This is a genomic window from Streptomyces sp. SCSIO 30461 (genome assembly GCF_037023745.1).
GTDB lineage: Bacteria > Actinomycetota > Actinomycetes > Streptomycetales > Streptomycetaceae > Streptomyces.
Genome location: NZ_CP146101.1, coordinates 1,541,255 through 1,561,061, shown reverse-complemented (window position 1 = coordinate 1,561,061; position 19,807 = coordinate 1,541,255). Strand labels below are relative to the sequence as shown.

Genomic DNA, 19,807 nt, shown 5'->3' with positions numbered 1-19,807 from the left:
TCCCTGAGCCTATCCGGCGCCCGGCGCGGGTTCGTCTGCGCGGTCGTGCGCCGGTTCCACGACTGGGGACGGTGCTGTGAGCAGTCTTTCGAGCGCGCCGCGGCCCGGCAGGGCACCCGGGCGTACGACCTCGCCGGTGCGTACGTAGACGAAGGCGGCGGCCACGGAATCCGGCGGGAGTCCGTGCTGCTCGGCCCAGGCGAGCCGGTAGACGGCGAGCTGCAACGGGTCGGCGTCGCGCTCCCTGCTGGTCTTCCAGTCCACGATCTCGAACGCCCCGGTGGCGGCGTCGCGGTAGACGGCGTCGATACGCCCCCTGATGACCCGCCCAGCGAGGGTGAGCCGGACCGGGGCCTCCACCCGGTACGGGGTGCGGCGTGCGTACGGGGTGCGCTCGAACGCCTCCTTGAGGGCTGCGAGGTCGCGTTCGTCGGCGATGTCCATCGCGTCCGGGTCGTCCGGGTCCAGGCCCGGAAGCTCATCGGGCCCGAGCATGGGCAGCGGCAGCTCCTCGAAGCGGGACTGCACCCAGGCGTGGAACCGGGTGCCGCGGCGGGCCGCCCGCTGGGGCGGGCGCGGCATGGGGCGGGCGAGTTCCTGGGCGAAGCCGTCAGGGTCCGCGGCGAGGTGGAGCAGTTGGGATGCCGAGAGGGCCGGCGGGACCGGAACCTCGCGCACCGCGGCGCGGGCGCGACGCAGCTCGCCGGCGAGCGCTTCGAGGTCGCGGTCCCAGGAGGCGATGGTGCGGGCGTCCTCGGGGGTGAGGGGCTCACGCGGCGCCGGGTCGGCCTCTGCCGGGGCGGCCAGGACGGACCCTGCCGGACCGGCCGGCAGGTCCGCCTCGGCGCGGCGTTGGCCGGGGAGCGTGGGGGGCGCCGGGTATGCGCGGGGCGCGGAATCGTCGTGCTCCGGCCAGACCGCCGGGTCGGTGCCCTCCGCCGGGTGCGCGTAGTCGTGGGTGTCGGCGTCGTCCTCCGGCCAGGGCTCCTCGTCGGGCTCCGCGAGCTCCGCAGGCCAGAGGTCCTCGTCGTCCCCGCGGTCCGCCTGGTCGACGGAACCGGGACCGGGGCACTCGGGCTCGTCTGATGCCGCCGCCAGATAGGCCAGGACCGTGTCGGCAGCCCGACGGCGTCGCTCCTTCGCCGCCGGGTCGAGGGGCAGCGGCCAGACGTGGTCGTCGGCTGCCTCCGCGTCCGCGTGCAGGACGGGGTTCTCCGCGTCCTCGTCCGGCTCGTCCGCCCACACCTCGATCTCGCCGTGACCGGCCGCGCAGTGCTCGTACAGTGCGCGCAGGAATTCGGAGGGGCCGCGGCGCCGCTTCTGGGTCGGGCCCCACCAGTGGGCGGAGGCGAGCAGCAGGGAGCGGGGCCGGGTGAAGGTCACATAGCCGAGGCGCAGCTCCTCGATGTGCTGGTGGTCCTTCATCTCCGCCTTGAACGCCTTGAGCCCCTTCGCGTCCCAGTCCGCCACGTCGGGAAGGGTGTCCGCGTCGCCCCGCAGCGCATGCGGCAGGACCTTCGCCTGGGCGGTCCAGGACTCCCTGGCACGGGTGCTCGGAAACTGGTCGGCGACAAGTCCGGGAACGGCGACCACGTCCCATTCCAGCCCCTTGGACTTGTGGGCGGTGAGGACCTTCACCGTGTTCTCCCCGCCGGGCAGTGCGTTGTCCAGGCCCTTCTCGTACTGCTCAGCGGTGCGCAGGAAGCCCAAGAAGGCGAGCAGGCTCGCTTCACCGTCCAAGGAGGCAAAGGAGGCGGCTGTGTCGAGGAAGTTGGAGAGGGTCTCCCGTCGGCGAGCCGCCAGGGCTTGCGGAGAAGCGGAGAGCTCGACCTCCAGGCCCGTGGTGGCGAGGACGCGGTGCAGCACGTCCATCAGCGGGTCGGCGAGAGAACGGCGCAGCTCGCGCAGTTCCTGGGCGAGATGGGCGAAGCGGACCCGGGCCGCGCGGGAGAACGGCAGTCCGTCGTCGGGCTCGCTCGACTCCAGGAACGTGTCGAGCGCGTCGGCGAGCGAGACCACCTCGGCGGGGTCGGTGCCTTCGACCGCCTCGGCGAGTCGCTGGTCCGCGTCGGCGGCGGCACCGTCGCCGCCCGAGCGTGCGCGGTGGACGAGGACACGTGCGCGGCGGCCGAGCAGCGCGAGGTCACGGGGACCGATGCGCCAGCGCGGGCCGGTAAGGAGCCGCACCAGCGAGGCGTTCGCCCCCGGATCCTGGAGCACTTCGCACACAGCGACGAGATCGGCGACCTCGGGCAGGTGCAGCAGGCCCGAGAGCCCGACCACCTCCACCGGCACGTCCCGTGCGACGAGCGCGCCCTGGATCGCCGCGAAATCCCCTGCCGTACGGCACAGGACCGCGATCTCTCCCGGTTCCTTGCCCGTGCGGACGAGATGGGAGATCGAGTCGGCGAGCCACTCGATCTCCTCCGTGTGGCCGGGCAGCAGGGCGACGCGTACGGATCCGTCGCGTTCGGCACCGGGGGCTGGGCGCAGCGCCTCGACGCCTTCGTGCATGGCCCGCAGCGGCTCGGCGAGTCCGTTGGCCAGGTCGAGCAGTCGGCCGCCGCTGCGGCGGTTCTCGCCGAGGGAGTACCGGACGGCGGGACGCCCGTCCGCGAAGGCGAAGTGCTCCGGGAAGTCGTCCAGGTTGGCCACGGACGCGCCGCGCCAGCCGTAGATCGCCTGGCAGGGGTCGCCGACCGCGGTGACGGCATGGCCCGTGCCCGTGCCGAACAGGCCGGAGAGCAGCAGTCGCTGGGCCACCGACGTGTCCTGGTACTCGTCGAGCAGGACCACCCGGAACTCGTCCCGCAGGATGCGGCTCACCTCGGGGCGGGTACGCGCGAGCTCGGCGGAGAGGGCTATCTGGTCGGCGAAGTCCAGCAGGTCTCGAGCCCGCTTCGCCGCGCGGTAGCGCACGACGAGATCCAGCAGTTCACGGCGGGCTCCCGCGGCCTCGGGGACCTTGCGCAGCTCCGCGTTGGTCAGCCTGGCGGACTCCAGGTCCCGCAGGAGGGCGGAGTCGTACGCCAGCAGCCGTTCGGGGGCCACGAGATGCTCGGACAGCTCGGCGTCGAGCGCGAGCAGATCGCTGACCAGGGAGGCGAAGGACCTGGTCAGCGCCGGATAGGGCCCCGGAGCCTCCCTCAGCACACGCGCGGCGAGCTGGAACCGGGTCGCGTCCGCGAGCAGCCGGGAGGTCGGCTCCAGGCCTATCCGCAGTCCGTGGTCGGTGAGCAGCTGCCCGGCGAAGGCGTGGTACGTGGAGATTCGGGGCTCACCGAGGGGCTGGGCTTCGGTGCCGGGGCCGCCGCCCACTCCCGAAGTCGTCCCGGAGGTCCCCACGGATACCGCCTCGGGATCAACCACTCCGGCGCGGACCAGCGCCGTGCGGACACGCTCGGCGAGCTCGCCGGCGGCCTTGTTGGTGAACGTCAGACCGAGCACCTGCTCGGGGGCGACCTGTCCGGTGCCCACGAGCCAGACCACCCGGGCCGCCATCACCGTCGTCTTGCCCGAACCTGCCCCGGCCACGATGACCTGCGGGGCAGGTGGCGCCGTGATGCAGGCCATCTGCTCCGGGGTGAACGGGATACCGAGGAGCTCCTTGAGCTGCTCGGGGTCGGTGATACGTGCGGACACCCGAGAGAGGCTAACGGCAGCCGCTGACATCGACCGCCGAACCGCTCGACCGCCGTCCGGCGGGCCGCCACCCTGCTGCCCTATGGTCGCCGCCACGCCGAGGGGCACGGCTCACTCCACGACGTACCGCCCCTCGGGCCGGGCACTGCACGAGGCCCGGAAAGCACACTGACCGCAGTGCGGGCCGGTCGTGGGCGTGAATCGTTCGTCCAGCACCCGGCCCGCGGCTGTGGCGAGCAGCTCGCCCACCCATGTGCCGGACAGCGCCTCCTGGGACTGGATCTTCGGCAGGGCGTCACCGCCCTCCTTCTGGGGGGCGGGCTGACGCAGCTGTACGAGTTCGGCGCCACCCGGCTCGGGCCTGCGGCCGTCGAACACCTCGTCCACCGCGCCCTCGCGGACCGCGAGCTGGTAGACGGCGAGCTGGGGGTGGTGGGCGACCTCGTCCCTGGTGGGTGCCTGTTTGCCGGTCTTGAAGTCGACCACGTAGGCCCGGCCGTGCTCGTCCTGTTCGACGCGGTCCATGGAGCCGCGGATCCGCACCTCGTACTCCCCAGCCTCCAGGGTGACGTCGAACGCGTGCTCGGTGGCGGCGGACCGACGTCCGCCGCGGTCCATGACGTGCCAGCGCAGGAAGCGCTCCAGGGCGGCGCGTGCCTGCTCCTTCTCCTGCACGGACTTCCAGGGGGCGTCGAAGGCGAGCGCGTCCCAGACCGCGTCGAGGCGCTCCACGAGGACGGCGAGATCGGCCGGCGTCCGGCCCGACGCGACATCGTCGGCAAGCACGTGGACGACGTTCCCGAAGCCCTGCGCGGCGCTCGCGGGAGCGTCAGCCCGCACCTCGCGTCCGAGGAACCACTGGAGGGCACAGGTGCCGGTGAGCTTTTCGAGGGAGCTCGGGGACAGGGCGAGCGGACGCTCCCGGTCACGCAGCGGCACATCGCTGTGCGTCGGTTCGTTCAGCCCCCACCAGCGGTTCGGGTGCGCCGCCTGGACCAGCGGCTGCCCCTCGTCGTCGGCGAGCGCCGCAAGCCGGGCGAGCCGGCGGGCTGCCGCGTCACGCAGTTCCGGGGACGCGTTCGGGTCGACGGTGGTGGCGCGCAGCTCGGCGACCAAGGGGGCCACCGCGAGCGGGCGACGCGGGCGGCCGGTGATGTCGCGTGGTTCGGTGCCGAGTTCGGCGAGGAAGCGCGAAGGCTGGTCCCCGTCCTCCGCCGGCGCCTTGACCGCGGTGACCACCAGCCGCTCGCGGGCGCGGGTGGCCGCCACATAGAAGAGCCGGCGCTCCTCGGCGAGCAGCGCACCTGGCGGCAGGGGCTCGGCGATACCGTCGCGGCCGATGCGGTCGGCTTCGAGCAGGGACCCGCGACGGCGCAGATCGGGCCAGAGCCCCTCCTGCACGCCCGCCACCACGACGAGACGCCATTCGAGGCCCTTGGACCGGTGCGCCGTCATGAGGCGTACGGCGGCGGGGCGGGCACCTCGGCGGGTGAGCGTGTCGGCGGCGATGTCCTGGGCTTCCAGTTCCTCCAGGAAATTGAGTGCGCCACGGCCACCGGTACGCTCCTCCGCCCGCGCGGCGGTTTCGAACAGGGCGCAGATGGCGTCGAGGTCGCGATCGGCGTTACGGCCGGCGGCGCCGCCGCGCAGCGAGGCGCGCTGGAGGCGCTGCGGCCAGTTGGTGCCGTTCCAGAGTTCCCAGAGCGCCTCCTCCGCGGTGCCCCCTCCTTCGAGGAGTTCACGCGCCTTGCGCAGCAGGGCACCGAGCTGTTGAGCGCCACGGGCATACGCGGGATCGTGGGCGGTGAGCCGCTCCGGCTCGGCGAGCGCACGGGCGATGAGCGAGCTCGACGGCGCGGGCACCCGGTGACCGGCCGCGCGCTCCTCGTCGCGAAGGGCTCGGCCCAGGCGGCGCAGGTCGCCGGTGTCCATGCCGCCCAGGGGGGAGGTGAGCAGCGCGTGGGCGGTCTCGGGGTCGAGCTGCTCGTGCGGCACTGCGGCCGAGGGGGTGCGCTCGCGGATGTCCGCATCCTGCGTGCCTTCCGGGTGCTGCGTGTCCTCCGGATCCTGGGTGGCCCCCGGGTCCCGCTTGCCTTCCGGATCCTGCGTCTCCTCCGTGTGGTCCCTGTCCGCGGCGTCCCGCTCGGTGACCTCGACGCGCCCGGCGCCGGCCGAGGTGTGCCGTCCGGCGATGTCCTGCCCTCCGCGGGGCCCTGGGCCGGCGGTGTCAAAAGGCGCGGCCACCACCCGCAGCGCCGCGAGCAGGGGGCCGACGGCGGGTTCGTGGCGCAGCGGGATGTCGTCGCCGTCCGTCTCGACCGGCACCCCGGCCGCCGTCAGCGCACGCCGCGCCGACGACAGGATCCGCGCCCCCCCGCGCACCAGGACGGCCATGTCGTTCCACGGCACACCGTCCTCGAGATGGGCTCGGCGCAGGATGTCCGCGATGTTGTCGAGTTCGGTCGACGCCGTGGGGTATGTGTAGACCTCGACCCGGCCACCGGATCGGACCGGGGCCAGCGCGCGGTGGGCCCGGACCGCGTCGGCCGGCAGCCGGGACAGTGGCATGCGCTGCGTGAGCAGCCGGGTCGCCGACAGCAGCGACGCGCCCGAGCGCCGGGACGTGGTGAGCACCGCGACCGGTGCGGGGCGGCCGTCCGACCGCGGAAACGTGCTCGGGAAGTCGAGGATGCCGTTCACATCGGCGCCCCGGAACGTGTAGATCGACTGATCGGGGTCGCCGAACGCGACCACTGTGCGGCCGCCTCCGGCCAGTGCCCGCAGCAGCCGGACCTGCGCAGGGTCCGTGTCCTGGTACTCGTCCACGAAGACGGCGTCGTACCCCGGCAGTGCGGTGGTCTCGGCGAGCAGCGCCGCACGGTGGACCAGCTCCGCGTAGTCGAGCACCCCTCCCATGTCGAGGACATCGAGGTACTCGGCGAGGAACGCGGCGGCCGCTCCCCAGTCCCGGCGGCCCGCACGCTCCGCGAATCCGGCCAGTGAGCCGGGTCCCAGGCCCAGCTCGCGGGCGCGGGCGAGCACGGCGCGCACCTCGTCCGCGAATCCGCGCGTGGTCAGGCAGGCACGCAGCTCGTCGGGCCAGCGGACCCTGCCCGGCAGCCCCTCACGCTCCAACTCCAGCTGTCCGGCCAGCAGGTCGCGTACCGCCACGTCCTGTTCGGGGCCCGACAGCAGCCGCAGCGGCTCGGCGAACAGCTCCGCCTCCTGGTGGGCGCGGACCAGTGCGTAGCAGTACGAGTGGAACGTCGTGGCCTGCGGTGCCCTGGCGAATCCGGGCCCGCCCGGTCCGCCGCGCGGCTCGCGTTCCCGGCCGTCGATCCGCAGTGCCATCCGGTCGCGCAGCTCGACCGCCGCCCTGCGGCTGAAGGTGAGCACCAGCAGCCGCTCGGGGTCGGCGCCCGCCGCTATCCGCGCAGCGACCGCTTCCACCAGAGTGGTCGTCTTCCCGGTGCCCGGTCCGGCCAGGACGAGCAGCGGTCCCCGCCGGTGGTCAACCACCGCGCGTTGGGCCGCGTCCAGGAGAGGGGGATCCACCGTGCCCGGCGTGGTACGCACCAGTCGGTACGCGCCCGGGGTCCGCCCTCTGCCGTCCCCCCTCGGGCGCGGGGGAACCCCTTGCCGTACCCGACGGTGCGGTGTACGCCCGGTGGAAGAGGAGGAACTCACGTGGATCGCCGGTCCTGGTGGGTGTGCTGGTGATGAGCTGCGCGGGTGGCCGCCGTCACGGCGGCGGGAACGGATCTGCGGATGCCGCGAACGGCTCCGACGACGCTACTCCACGCGCTGCCCGACCCGCAGGTGGTCCGGTCCGGGCCTTCGCGGGTACCTCGTACGGGGATCGGGGCACTCCCCGCACGGCCCGATGGCGGAAGCTGTCAGTTGTGAGCCTCAGTGTCCGCGACGTCCGCGGCATCCGGAACATCAGCGGCGCCCGTGACGTCCGTTGCGCCGTCCCAGCGCGCCCGCCGTATGTCGAGACGGGGCATATGGCCTTCCGCGCTGCGTGCGGCTTCGCGCAGGGGTGTGCCCTCGGCGCGGTAGTGGTCCAGCGCGCTGAGCTCATGGCCCGGCAGGAGCGCACCATCCGCACGCACCACACGCCACCAGGGCACCGCGCCGCCGTACAATGCCATGACGCGGCCGACCTGGCGCGGACCTCCCTCGCCCAGCCACTCCGCCACATCCCCGTAGGTCATGACACGGCCGGGCGGGATGCGCTCGGCGGTATCGAGTACGCGCTCCGCGTACTCCGGCAGCTCCGGCGACTCCGTCGATCCCGGCATCTCGTCGCTCATCCGGCCCATCCTGCACCATGGCACCGACAGCGAGCGGGCACCCTGATGCCCCCGTACATCGACGCGGCATGCCACCATCATCCGGGCGGTGACTGGTGATACGAGATCAAGAAGAGACCGACACGACGAGGGAGCGGGGCGTGCAGCCTGCGGCAGCGGCAAGCACCTCCGGTTCCGAGTCACGCCCGGAACCGGCCGGTCCGCGAAGCGGTGAGGGGGCTGACCCGGATCGGGGCGCGGTCTCCGAGGTGAGGTCCGGCACCGAGGCAGTCGGCGGGGCCGGCGCGACCGGCAGGACCGGTGGGCCTGAGGACACTGTTGCGACCGGCGGGATCGAGGTGCCGAAGGGGAGCTCGGACGGCGATGAGTCCAAGCCCACCGACGGGTACCCCGACGAAGCCCCGGCGAACGAGGCGCCCGCAGGTGGCACCCCGACCCACGAGTCCCCCGCAGGCGCGACCCCCGACGACGACGCCACCGCCCGAACGTCCGCTGCCGGCGGCACCGCGGACGGCACGTCCACGACCGGCTCATCCGCAGCCGCCGAGACCCCGGCGGCCAGCGAGCAGGTGTTCGGTGACGCACCCCTGCTCCCGGCCCGGGTGCACCGCCCGTCCGATCTGACTCGGCTGCTGACCGGCATCCTGATGATCGCGGCCCTGCTCGCCATCGCCGCCTTCGCTCACGGCACGACGTCCGGCCTGGAGTCGGACATCTCCAAGCGCACCGGTCAGGCCCCCGATCTGCTGGTCAAGCTCGCCGGTCTGGTCTCCAGCATCGCCGTGCTGCTCGTCCCCGTCGCGTTCGCGATCGAACGGCTGATCAAGCGGGACGGACTGCGGATCGCGGACGGTGTCCTCGCCGCCGTGCTCGCTCACGGCGTGACGCTGGCAACCGACCTGTGGGTCGCCGACGCCGCGCCCAGCCAGATCCAGGACGCGCTGACCCAACCGCAGACGGGCGGCGGCCTGACCGATCCCGTGCACGGCTATCTCGCACCGGTGATCGCCTACATGACGGCCGTCGGCATGGCGAAACGCCCGCGCTGGCGGGTGGCACTCTGGGGAGTGCTGCTGCTCGACGCGTTCGCGATGCTGGTCGCGGGCTACACCACCCCGTTCTCGATCATCCTGACGGTACTGATCGGCTGGACCGTCGCCTACGGCACGATCTACGCGGTCGGCTCCCCGAACGTCCAGCCCACCGGGCAGACCCTGCTGGCCGGACTGCGCCACGTGGGCTTCCACCCGGTCACGGCCATGCGCGCGGAGGATGCTCCCGACTCCGCCGAGAACGGAGACCGTGGCCGTCGTTACCTCGTCACCCTGGAGGACGGCCCGCCGCTCGACGTCACCGTCGTCGACCGAGAGCAGCAGGCTCAGGGCTACTTCTACCGGGTGTGGCGTCGGCTCACGCTGCGCGGCATCTTCACCCGCCGTTCCACCCAGTCGCTGCGCCAGGCACTGGAGCAGGAGGCGCTCCTCGCCTACGCCGCCATCGCCGCCGGTGCCCACGCCCCCAAGCTGATCGCCACCTCCGAGCTGGGGCCCGACGCCGTGATGCTGGTGTACGAGCACCTCGGCGGACGCTCGCTGGACTCCCTCCCCGACGAGGAGATCACCGACGAGGTGGTGCGGGGTGCCTTCCAGCAGGTGAAGGCACTCCAGTCGCGACGCATCGCGCACCGCAGGCTGACCGGCGACGCGATCCTGGTGGATCGTTCCGGCACGGTGCTGCTCACCGACCTGCGCGGTGGTGAGATCGCCGCGGGCGACATCGTGCTGCGGATGGACATCGCTCAATTGCTGGCCACGCTGGGCCTGCGGGTCGGGGCTGAGCGCGCCGTGGCGGCGGCCGTGGACGTCCTGGGGCCTGACGCGATCGCCGTCTGCCTGCCCCTGCTCCAGCCGATCGCCCTGAGCCGCTCCACGCGCGCCACCCTTCGGCGGCTCGCACGGGAGCGGTCGCAGCGCGAACGGGAGGAGGTGCTGGCTGCAGCCGAAGCGGCGAAGCAGGCCAGGGCACAAGCCTCCGTAGCGGACGAAGGCGAGCAGGACGGGCGCGGCCGTAAGGCCGCCCGCAAGTCGCTACGGGCCGAGAAGCAGGCTGAGAAGCGCGCCATGGACGCGGCGCTGGACGAGGCGCGCGAGGAGGACCTGCTGGCGCAGATCAGGCGGCAGGTGCTGCTGATCCGTCCGCAGGCACCGGTCGAGCCGGTCCGGCTGGAGCGGATCAAGCCGCGCACCCTGGTCTCGCTGATCGCCGGAGCCATCGGCGCCTACTTCCTGCTGTCGCAGCTGACCCAGACCGACCTCACCGTGGTCGCCAGGGCGCACTGGGGCTGGGTGGCCGCTGCGGTGCTCTTCTCGGCGGTGAGCTATGTCGCGGCGGCGATGAGCCTGCTGGGCTTCGTACCGGAGCGGGTGCCGTTCCTCCGTACGGTCGTGGCGCAGGTCGCGGGCTCGTTCGTGAAGATCGTCGCCCCGGCCGCGGTCGGCGGGGTCGCCCTCAACACGCGTTTCCTCCAGCGCTCCGGTGTACGGCCCGGGCTCGCCGTGGCGAGTGTGGGTGCCTCCCAGTTGTTCGGGCTCGGCGCCCACATCCTGCTGCTGCTCGCCTTCGGCTACCTGACCGGCACGGAGCGGACCTCGCCGGTGACACCGTCCAGGACCGTCATCGCGGGCCTGCTGACGGTGGCCGTGCTGGTGCTTGTGGTGACCGCGATCCCGTTCCTGCGCAAATTCGTGTCGACGCGGCTGCGCTCGCTGTTCGTCGGCGTCGTCCCGCGCATGCTGGACGTGCTCCAGCGGCCGGTGAAGCTGCTCACCGGAATCGGCGGCATGCTGATGCTGACCGGCGCCTTCGTGATGTGCCTGGACGCGTCGATCCGAGCCTTCGACAACGGCAACCAGCAGCTCAGCTACGCCAGCATCGCCGTGGTCTTCCTCGCGGGCAACGCACTCGGATCGGCGGCGCCGACACCGGGTGGCATCGGCGCGGTCGAGGGCGCGCTGACCCTCGGCCTGGGCGCCGTGGGGCTGCCGCTGGAGGTCGCGGCCCCCGCCGTGCTGCTCTACCGGCTGCTGACGCTGTGGATCCCGGTGCTTCCGGGATGGGTGTCCTTCAACCACCTCACCCGAAAGGGTGCACTTTAGGGAACGCGTCAGTGGCGCGCGGCCACGGGCGTTCCTGCTGGTGTCCGCCGCCATCGGACCGCCAGAGCCCGAGAGGCGGGCCCTGCCGGAACGCCGCAGGATGGGCTCATGCCGACCTCCACCCCCCTCCTCGCAGCGGCGACCGCGGCGGCGACCGCGGCGGTGCTCCTCGCGACGACCGGCTGTTCGAGCGGCGGAGGGGGGAGCGGCGACGAGACAGCACAGAGCAAGCGGGATCTGAGCGCCCAGAAACTCGACTGGCAGCCGTGCCCGGCTCCCTCGGAGGCCGAGGGCGGCGGCCCCGCGCCCTCGCCGCTGCCCGGCGGCACGAAGTGGGAATGCTCGTTCATGGACGTCCCGCGCGACTACGGGGATCCGGACGGCGACACGTTCGAGATCGCGCTGATACGGGCGAAGGCCAAGGACCAGTCCAAGCGAATAGGTTCCCTGCTCTTCAACTTCGGCGGCCCCGGTGGTTCCGGAGTCAGCGCGCTGCCCTCGATGGCCGAGGACTACGAGAAGCTGCGCGAGCGCTACGACCTGGTGAGCTTCGACCCGCGCGGCGTCGGCCGCAGCGAGCCGGTCGAATGCGCGGACAACAGGCAGCTGGACGAGTACTACGCGCAGGACGCCACGCCCGACGACGCCAAGGAGGAGGCGGCTTACACCGACCGGCTGCGCTGGTACGCCTCAAGCTGCGAGAAGAACTCCGGCGACTACCTGCCCCATGTCAGCACCACCGATGCCGCCCGAGACATGGATCTGATGCGCCAGGTGCTCGGCGACGACAAGCTCCACTACCTCGGCTTCTCCTACGGCACCGAACTCGGCGGCGTCTACGCGCACCTGTTCCCGGAGAAGGTGGGCCGGGCCGTCTTCGATGCCGTGGTCGACCCGAACAGCACGTCGGAGCAGGGTTCGCTGGCGCAGGCCAAGGGCTTCCAGCTGGCACTGGACAACTTCGCCGCGGACTGCGTCGCCCGCGGCGACGAGTGCCAGCTGCCGGGCAGCACTGCGCAGGAGGTCGAGCAGTTCGTCGTCGACCTGCTGGCACGGCTGGAGAAGAAGCCCATCCCGGCATCCGGGGACCGTGAACTCACCCAGACGCAGGCGACGAACGGCATCGCCCAAGCCCTGTACTCCAAGGAGTACTGGCCGCTGCTTGAGCAGGGCCTGGATGAGGCGGACGGTGGCAACGGCGCGCTGTTGCTGGCCCTTTCCGACGCGATGAACGGGCGCAATCAGGAAGGCCAGTACAGCAACATCCAGGCGGCGAACACCGCGATCAACTGCCTCGACTCCAAGCAGCGCTTCTCGCTGGAGGAGACCAAGGCCAAGCTGCCCGAATTCCGCAAGGCGTCACCGGTCTTCGGCGACTACCTCGGCTGGGGCCTGATGAGTTGCACCGACTGGCCGGTGCCGGGCCAGTCGGAGCACCCGGACGTCACGGCGGCGGGCGCCGCTCCGATCCTGGTGATCGGCAACACCGGTGACCCCGCCACACCGTACGCGGGCGCCAAGGCCATGGCCGAACAGCTCGGCGAGGGGGTCGGCATCGAGATGACCTATCGCGGCCAGGGGCACGGGGCCTACGGCAGCGGCAGCGCCTGTGTGCAGTCGGCCGTCGACAGGTACCTGTTGGACGGGGTGGTACCGGCCGCCGGCACGGTGTGCGAGTGACGCCCCGCGATGCGCGACCGCGATCAGCGCGATGAACGTTCCGTCATCGTCGGCATCGGATTCCGAAGTTATCCCCAGGGATTGTCACTGTCAGTGACGGCGCCTAGGCTGGCACAGCAGTCGATCACCGAGCATCGATCAGACAGACGGGGGCGTGGAATGACGTGGCGGACACGGACACGGACACGATCGAGGATGGGCTCGAAGGCCGGAGTGACGGCGCTCGCGCTGGCCATATCGGCGGCCTGCGGGGTACTGACCGCCTGTGACACTCTCGGTGGCGCAGGCGGGAGCGAGGGCACCGGCCGCGGGCCGCAGGCGCCGCTTCCGGTCCGGAAGGGAGACGCGGCGAGCGGACTGCCCCGGGCTCTGGCCGAGCAGCGGCTCGACTGGCGGCCCTGCGAAGATGACGGCTGGACCTGTGCCGAGGTCAAGGTACCGCTGGATTACGCGGATCCGGACGGTGAGACGATTTCCCTGGCCATGATCCGTCGCGAGGCACGCGACCAAGGCGAGCGCATCGGCTCCCTGCTGTTCAACTTCGGTGGGCCTGGAGGGTCCGGAGTGCAGAGCCTGCCCGGCTTCGCCCCGGAGTTCGAGACCCTGGGCGCCCGCTACGACCTGGTGAGCTTCGACCCGCGCGGGGTCGCGAAGAGCTCCGGCGTGGTGTGCCGCAGCGACCGGGAGCAGGACGACGCGGCCACTCGGGTCGACCTCACTCCCGATAACCCGGTCGAGGAAGCGGCGTACTTCCGGGACGCCGAGTCCTTCGGAGCGGGCTGCGCAGCGCGCTCAGGGAGGATGCTGCCCCATGTCGGCACGACGAACGCCGCTCGAGACATGGATCTGATGCGCCATGTACTGGGCGACCGCAAGCTCAACTACTTCGGCATCTCCTACGGCACCGAACTCGGCGGGACCTACGCGCACCTCTTCCCGGGGAACGTGGGGCGGACGGTGCTGGACGCGGTCGTGGATCCCACGGCCGACGCCACCGGCCATGCCCGCAACCAGACCACCGGCTTCCAGCGCGCTCTGGACAACTACCTGACCGCCAGAGGGGAGGACGCGACGGCAGGGTCGCAGCGGATAGCGCGGTTGCTGGAGCGCATCGACCAGCGGCCACTGCCCGCCGGCGACGGGCGCGAGCTCAATCAGAGCCTCGCCCTCACCGGCATCGTCATGGCGCTCTACTCCGAGACCCTGTGGCCGAAGCTGACCGAGGGCCTGGAGGAGGCCGAGCAGCGTGGCCGCGGCTCAAAGCTCCTCGCACTCTCGGATCACTACAACGACCGTGACGAGAGCGGGCATTACAGCACGCAGAGCCATTCACAGCGGGCGATATCGTGCGCGGACAGCAAGGGGCGGCCGAGCGCGGCGGAGGCGAAGGCTCTGCTGCCGGAATTCCGGAGGATATCCCCGGTGTTCGGCGAGTTCCTGGCCTGGGACACGGCGGGCTGGTGCGCCAAGTGGCCGGTGCCTGGCGAGCGGTCGACCCCGGAGGCCAGCGCGCCGGGAGCAGGCCCCATCCTGGTCGTCGGCACGACCGGAGACCCTGCGACGCCTTACGAGGGCGCCCGCCGGATGGCGGACGAGCTGGGCGAGGGCGTCGGGGTGCTGCTGACCAACAAAGCCGAGGGCCACGGCGGTTACAACCCGGAGAATCGCTGTGTGACCGAGGTCGTGGACGCCTACCTGCTGAACGGCACGGTTCCTCAAAACGGGAAGACCTGCGGCTGAAGTGTGTTGCGGAAGCCCTGTCCCGCACCGCGGGAAAGACCTGCCGACAGGGGCCGACCACAGGCGCTGCAGGCCGGCCCCGCCCGCGAAGCCCGAAAGCAGGGCCGGAGGACCCGGCGGCAACGATCCAGTGGACCGGTCCGGCGGATCGGTGGAACAGATCGGCCGGACCGGCCCAAGGGGTGGTTCTAGGTGACTGGTGTTAAGCGGGTCGTCCTGGGCGTGCGGTGTCGCCGTTGGGGGTGTCAGGGTCGTGGTTGCTGGCTGGTGGTCGGGCGGCGTGTGGGCGGTTCGTGGCCGTCGTGGGGGCTGTTGAGGGCTTGGCACGGCCGCGTGCGGGTCGTTTGCATGGTCCAGGGCGCCCTCGGGACGGTCAGCCGGCGGCGACCGCCCACTTGTCACTGCCTGTGGACATGATTCCGAGCACGCCGAGCCGCGCGACGTTGACGGCGGCGGCCAGCAAGGAGAAGTCGGCGGCGATCTTGGCCCGGCCCCGCACCCGGGCGCGGCGTCCGCCGTGTCGCCGCCGCATCAGGTGGGCGATCTTGCGTTCGACCTTGGGGCGGGTGGCCCGGTAGGCGGCCAGCCAGACGGGGTCCGCACTGCGAGCCCGGCCCCGGGCCAGGTGTTCTTCGTGAGGGCCGATGGTGATGACGCGTCCGTTCCTGGCGGTAGTGCACTGCGCCGCAAGGGGGCAGGCGGCGCAGGCGGTCTTGAAGCAGGCCGCCCCACCGCCATCAGACTTCGGGCGGATCGCGGCGGTCACCTGGTTCGGGCAGGTGACCTGCCCTGCCTCCAGATCGATGGTGAAGGCGTCCTTGGAGAACCGCCCACCGGGCGCGTTGGCCGCCTGCACCTTGACCATCACCCGGGCGCCCGCGTCGTCCAGCTCGGCCAGCAGCGGCCCGGTCCCGTAAGCGGCGTCGCCGTAGACTTCGGCCCGCGCCTGGTCTGCCTGCTCGGCGGCAGGTGGTTGGAGAACGTCGGCGAGCAGGTCGGCGGCGGGCTCGGCATCGCCGGCGTTGCCCGCCGTGACCTCGGTCGCGGTGATGACCTCGCTGTCGGGTTCCTCGGCCACATGACCCTTGTAACCGTCGAAGGACCGGCGGACGGTCTTGTGGCCGTGCCGGGCCTCGGGATCAACCGTGGAGATGACCCGGTCCGCGGCCACCTTGCGGGCGATCTTGAAGACGCCCCCGTCCTGCTCCAGGTCCTGGCCCAGCACGGTGGCCAGCAACCGCGCGGCCTGGCCCACATCCCCGGGCACGGCCCGGCCGTCCAGCACGGTCAGCAGCGCGAACCCGTCACGGGCCCGCGAATCGATGAGGGCTTCCCGCTCGGCCGCGTCCGTCCAGTCGATGACCGGCTTGTCCGTGCTGGTGTAGGCGTCCCCGCTGGAGATCACCGCCCGCAGCTCGGCCCGCAGCACGTGATCGGCCGCCCGCAGCAGGCCGCGGATGGCCGAACGGATCAGCGTGATGGTGTCCTGCGTGGCCACCGCGTCATAGATCGGTGCCGAGTCCAGCACCCTCCTGCGGCCGACCAGTCCGGCCTGTGCAGCAACCTCTACCGTCCGCTCGAAGATCCGGTTCGGCCGGGCGGAAGCGGCAAGCCTCGCCCGCATGTCGACCAGCACGGTGTGCACGAACCCCGGATGGTCGAAGTCCAGCCCGCCGGCGGCGTACTTCCAGCGCACATCGAACGCGAACCGCTCGACCGCCTCGCGATCGGACAAACCCTCCAGACGCTGCAGGACCATCACGACCGCCACGATCATCGGCGGCACCGACCTGCGGCCGTCCTCGGCGAACAGATCGGCGAACATCTCATCGGGGAACAACGCCCGGCACTCGCGGTGCAGCACCGCGTAGATCGAGTTCGGCGCCAGCCGACCCTCGCAGAAACCCACTGTGGAGGAGAGCAACCCCGGCTGCATCGGAGTCCGGCCCACTGCCATCGCTCAACCTCTCCCCACACCCAGCGACCAACACCCCGCAGCCTGACACAGGACGAAGACCCAGCGCGAGCTCACGCGATTAACACCAGTCACCTAGGGCGTGTTGCGAAAGTCCCTCCTGACCCGCGACGCCTGGCACGCACGCTCGCCGCGTTGTCGGAGTCATCCAAGTACGTCCAGTACGAGGATGATCCTCCGCCTTGCGATCGCACGCACCAGACGCCACAGGCCCCGCCCTGCGGGCGGACGGAGCTACTTTCGCAACACGCCCTAGTAGATCGGCTTCTGCGGCTCGATCTGGTTGACCCAGCCGATCACACCGCCGCCGACGTGCACCGCGTCCGCGAAGCCCGCCGACTTGAGCACGGCGAGGACTTCCGCACTGCGGACGCCCGTCTTGCAGTGCAGGACGATCTTCTTGTCCTGCGGCAGCCCCTGGAGGGCATTGCCCATCAGGAACTCGTTCTTGGGGATGAGCCGCGCCCCGGGGATGGAGACGATCTCGAACTCGTTCGGCTCACGAACGTCGATGATGTCGATGTTCTCGCCGTCGTCGATCCACTCCTTGAGCTGCTTCGGAGTGATCGTCGAGCCGAGCGCCGCTTCCTGGGCCTCCTCCGACACGACGCCGCAGAAGGCCTCGTAGTCGATGAGTTCGGTGACGGTCGGATTCTCCCCGCACACCGCGCAGTTCGGGTCCTTGCGGACCTTCACCTGGCGGTACTGCATCTCCAGTGCGTCGTAGATCATCAACCGGCCGACCAGCGGCTCGCCGATACCGGCGAGCAGCTTGATCGCCTCGTTCACCTGGATGGACCCGATGGACGCGCAGAGCACGCCCAACACGCCGCCTTCGGCGCAGGAGGGCACCATCCCCGGCGGCGGCGGCTCCGGGTAGAGGCAGCGGTAGCAGGGGCCGTGCTCGGACCAGAAGACGGAGGCCTGACCATCGAAACGGTAGATCGAACCCCACACGTAAGGCTTGCCGAGCAGCACGCAGGCGTCGTTCACCAGATAGCGGGTGGCGAAATTGTCCGTACCGTCGACGATCAGGTCGTACTGGCTGAAGATGTCCATCACGTTCTCGGCCTCAAGCCGTTCCTCGTGCAGGACCACGTTCACATACGGGTTGATGCCCTTGACGCTGTCACGCGCCGACTCGGCCTTGGAACGGCCGATGTCCGACTGGCTGTGGATGATCTGGCGCTGCAAGTTCGACTCGTCCACCTCGTCGAACTCAACGATTCCGAGGGTGCCGACCCCGGCCGCTGCCAGGTACATGAGCGCCGGGGAACCGAGCCCGCCCGCGCCCACGCAGAGCACCCTGGCGTTCTTGAGGCGCTTCTGCCCCTCCATCCCGACGTCCGGGATGATCAGGTGGCGGGAGTACCTGCGGACCTCGTCTACGGTGAGCTCGGCAGCCGGCTCGACCAGGGGTGGCAGCGACACGGAGACCTCATCAATACAGCTGGTGGTCGTTACGTCAGGACGGTTGTTCTCGCTGTAACAGTGCCATGCGTCTTCTCATTCCGAGACACCCGGTCCAATACGCGAGACAATTTCGTCCCAGTAGCCGGGCAAGGAGTCAAACGCCCCGGTTCGCCCCGTGCGGTCGGTGAAGAAGATCGTGCCCGCTCCCTGCCAGCGGGCGATACGCATGGCCTCCTCCAGATGCGTCCGCGGCACCCCGTGGACGAAATGCACGAACCGCTCGGGCGGATGGTCCGCTGTCCACTCCGCGACCTGTGACCAGCGGTAGTCGGCCCAGGGTCCGGAGAAGGTGACGAGTTGGTCGGCGACCTCCGCGTAGCCCGGATGGGGGTGCGTGCCCTGGCCGAGGACCAGGTGTCCTCCGTCGAGAAGGGCGTGGAGGGTGGCCGTCAGACGCCGCACGCCGGGCAGATCCACCCGGTCCACCGGGCAGCGGCCCAGCAGGAAGCCACGGACCCGGTACCAGTCGAGGTAGCGCTGGGCGTCGGTGATGAGCTCGGCGAATGGGCGGGTGCCATGGGCCAGGTCGAGATGGCCCAGCACCCGGCTCCCGGCGTTGTTCAGCCGCCCCGCGGCCTCCAAGCAGTGCGGGTCCGGCTGGATGCCGGGGCCGCCGCCGGACACATTGAGCACCGCCCAGTGCAGCGGAGTTCCGGGCCGGGTCAGCTCGGCCCATTCCACGGGGGCCACCAGCGGATGCGCATAGCCGGGGACGCCGAAACCGAGTCGGTCCGCGTCGGGTGCGGAGAGCACGGGACCCGTGGACGTCAGATACGGCACGCCGCCTCCATCCAGATGTCCGCAAGTGACTCCTCCAGGTTGATCCGGGGCCGCCAGCCGAGCCGGTCGCGAGCCGTGCGCACATCCGCCTGCTGCCAGCTTCCGCAGCCGTCGGGGTAAGGGAAGGGGGTGGCGCCGAGTTGCTCGGCGAGGCTCTCGGGGCCGCGCGGTGCACCGATGTGACCGTGGCCGGAACGCGCGGGAAGCGCGTCCACCTCATGGAGCGCCCCGGTGAATCCGGCGACCCGGGCGAGCACGGTGGCGGCGTCCCTCAGCCGCACGGCACGGCCGGTACCGATGTTCACGACACCCTGTGCCGCGGAGAGTGAGGCGGCGTGCACGGCACGGGCCACATCCCGTACGTCCACGAAGTCACGCTGCACGCCGAGGCCGCTCAGCTTCAGCTCTCCGTCGCCGGACTGCATGGCTCGGCGCATTGCCTCAGCGAGGCGTCCCAGCGGGGATCCGGCGGGCGTGCCGGGTCCCACCGGCGAGAACACCCGCAGCACGACCGCGTCCAGTCCGGAGCCCAACACCAGCTCGGTCGCAGCCAGCTTGGAGACTCCGTAGGGGCCACCCGGCCGCGGTACCGCGTCCTCGGCCGTGGACGAGCCGGCCTGCGACGGTCCGTACTCGGACGCGCAACCGAGCTGCACGAGGCGGGCGCCGCAGCCGCTGCGGCGAAGGGCCTCGCAGACGGTGGCGACGGCCACGGTGTTGTGCCGGGTGAGATCGCGGGCTCCGCCACGGGTCGCTCCGGCACAGTTGATCACCACTCCGGGATGGACAGCGTCCAGGAAGCGGGTGAGCGCCCCCGGGCTGCCCCCCGCGAGGTCGAAGCGTACGTCGGCGTCGTCACCTCGCCCCAGAGCCGTGAGGTGCACGGCAGGGTCGGCCAGCAGCCGTTCGGCGACGAAACGGCCGAGGAATCCATTGGCTCCGAGCAGCAGCACCCTCATCGCGTGGCTCCCCGCTGCCGACGGGCCACTCGGGCCAGGACGGCCGGTGCTGGATGGGACGGGTTCATGTCGTGCGTCTCCTCAGGA

Annotated in this window: 10 protein-coding genes; 3 read left to right on the top strand and 7 right to left on the bottom strand. The window is 71.3% G+C overall.

Annotated elements, in window-relative coordinates:
• Positions 1-9: 9 nt before the first annotated feature.
• The 3 genes from V1460_RS07150 to V1460_RS07140 all read right to left on the bottom strand — a co-directional run bounded on the left by V1460_RS07150 (position 10) and on the right by V1460_RS07140 (position 7,958).
• Entirely contained in the window at positions 10-3,642 is a 3,633-nt protein-coding gene (locus V1460_RS07150) for a UvrD-helicase domain-containing protein (protein WP_338672822.1), read from the bottom strand.
• 111 nt (positions 3,643-3,753) lie between these two features.
• On the bottom strand, positions 3,754-7,329 hold the full coding sequence (locus V1460_RS07145; protein ID WP_338672821.1) for an ATP-dependent DNA helicase: 3,576 nt from the start codon (positions 7,327-7,329) through the stop codon (positions 3,754-3,756).
• 209 nt (positions 7,330-7,538) lie between these two features.
• Positions 7,539-7,958, bottom strand: coding sequence for an MGMT family protein (locus V1460_RS07140; RefSeq protein WP_338672819.1), 420 nt, complete (start codon positions 7,956-7,958; stop codon positions 7,539-7,541).
• A gap of 248 nt (positions 7,959-8,206) precedes the next feature.
• Here V1460_RS07140 and V1460_RS07135 point away from each other — a divergent pair, with 248 nt between their 5' ends.
• The 3 genes from V1460_RS07135 to V1460_RS07125 all read left to right on the top strand — a co-directional run bounded on the left by V1460_RS07135 (position 8,207) and on the right by V1460_RS07125 (position 14,533).
• The gene (locus V1460_RS07135; protein WP_407077416.1) at positions 8,207-11,113 is read left to right on the top strand and encodes a lysylphosphatidylglycerol synthase domain-containing protein; all 2,907 of its coding nucleotides are present in this window, start codon (positions 8,207-8,209) and stop codon (positions 11,111-11,113) included.
• Between the two features lie 108 nt (positions 11,114-11,221).
• Positions 11,222-12,793, top strand: coding sequence for an alpha/beta hydrolase (locus V1460_RS07130; RefSeq protein WP_338672817.1), 1,572 nt, complete (start codon positions 11,222-11,224; stop codon positions 12,791-12,793).
• Between the two features lie 195 nt (positions 12,794-12,988).
• Entirely contained in the window at positions 12,989-14,533 is a 1,545-nt protein-coding gene (locus V1460_RS07125) for an alpha/beta hydrolase (protein WP_338672816.1), read from the top strand.
• Positions 14,534-14,906: 373 nt separating this feature from the next.
• Here the strand turns inward: V1460_RS07125 and V1460_RS07120 are convergent, their stop codons facing one another.
• From V1460_RS07120 to V1460_RS07105, 4 genes are all read right to left on the bottom strand, one after another.
• The gene (locus tag V1460_RS07120; protein ID WP_338672703.1) at positions 14,907-16,490 is read right to left on the bottom strand and encodes an IS1182 family transposase; all 1,584 of its coding nucleotides are present in this window, start codon (positions 16,488-16,490) and stop codon (positions 14,907-14,909) included.
• 270 nt (positions 16,491-16,760) lie between these two features.
• The gene (gene moeZ, locus V1460_RS07115; protein WP_338672815.1) at positions 16,761-17,939 is read right to left on the bottom strand and encodes an adenylyltransferase/sulfurtransferase MoeZ; all 1,179 of its coding nucleotides are present in this window, start codon (positions 17,937-17,939) and stop codon (positions 16,761-16,763) included.
• Between the two features lie 75 nt (positions 17,940-18,014).
• On the bottom strand, positions 18,015-18,761 hold the full coding sequence (locus V1460_RS07110) for a spherulation-specific family 4 protein (protein ID WP_338672814.1): 747 nt from the start codon (positions 18,759-18,761) through the stop codon (positions 18,015-18,017).
• Positions 18,749-19,720 (bottom strand): NAD-dependent epimerase/dehydratase family protein, encoded by a 972-nt coding sequence (locus V1460_RS07105; protein ID WP_338672813.1) that lies wholly within the window; start codon positions 19,718-19,720, stop codon positions 18,749-18,751. The genes V1460_RS07110 and V1460_RS07105 overlap by 13 nt, the downstream gene beginning before the upstream one ends.
• Between the last annotated feature and the right edge of the window lie 87 nt (positions 19,721-19,807).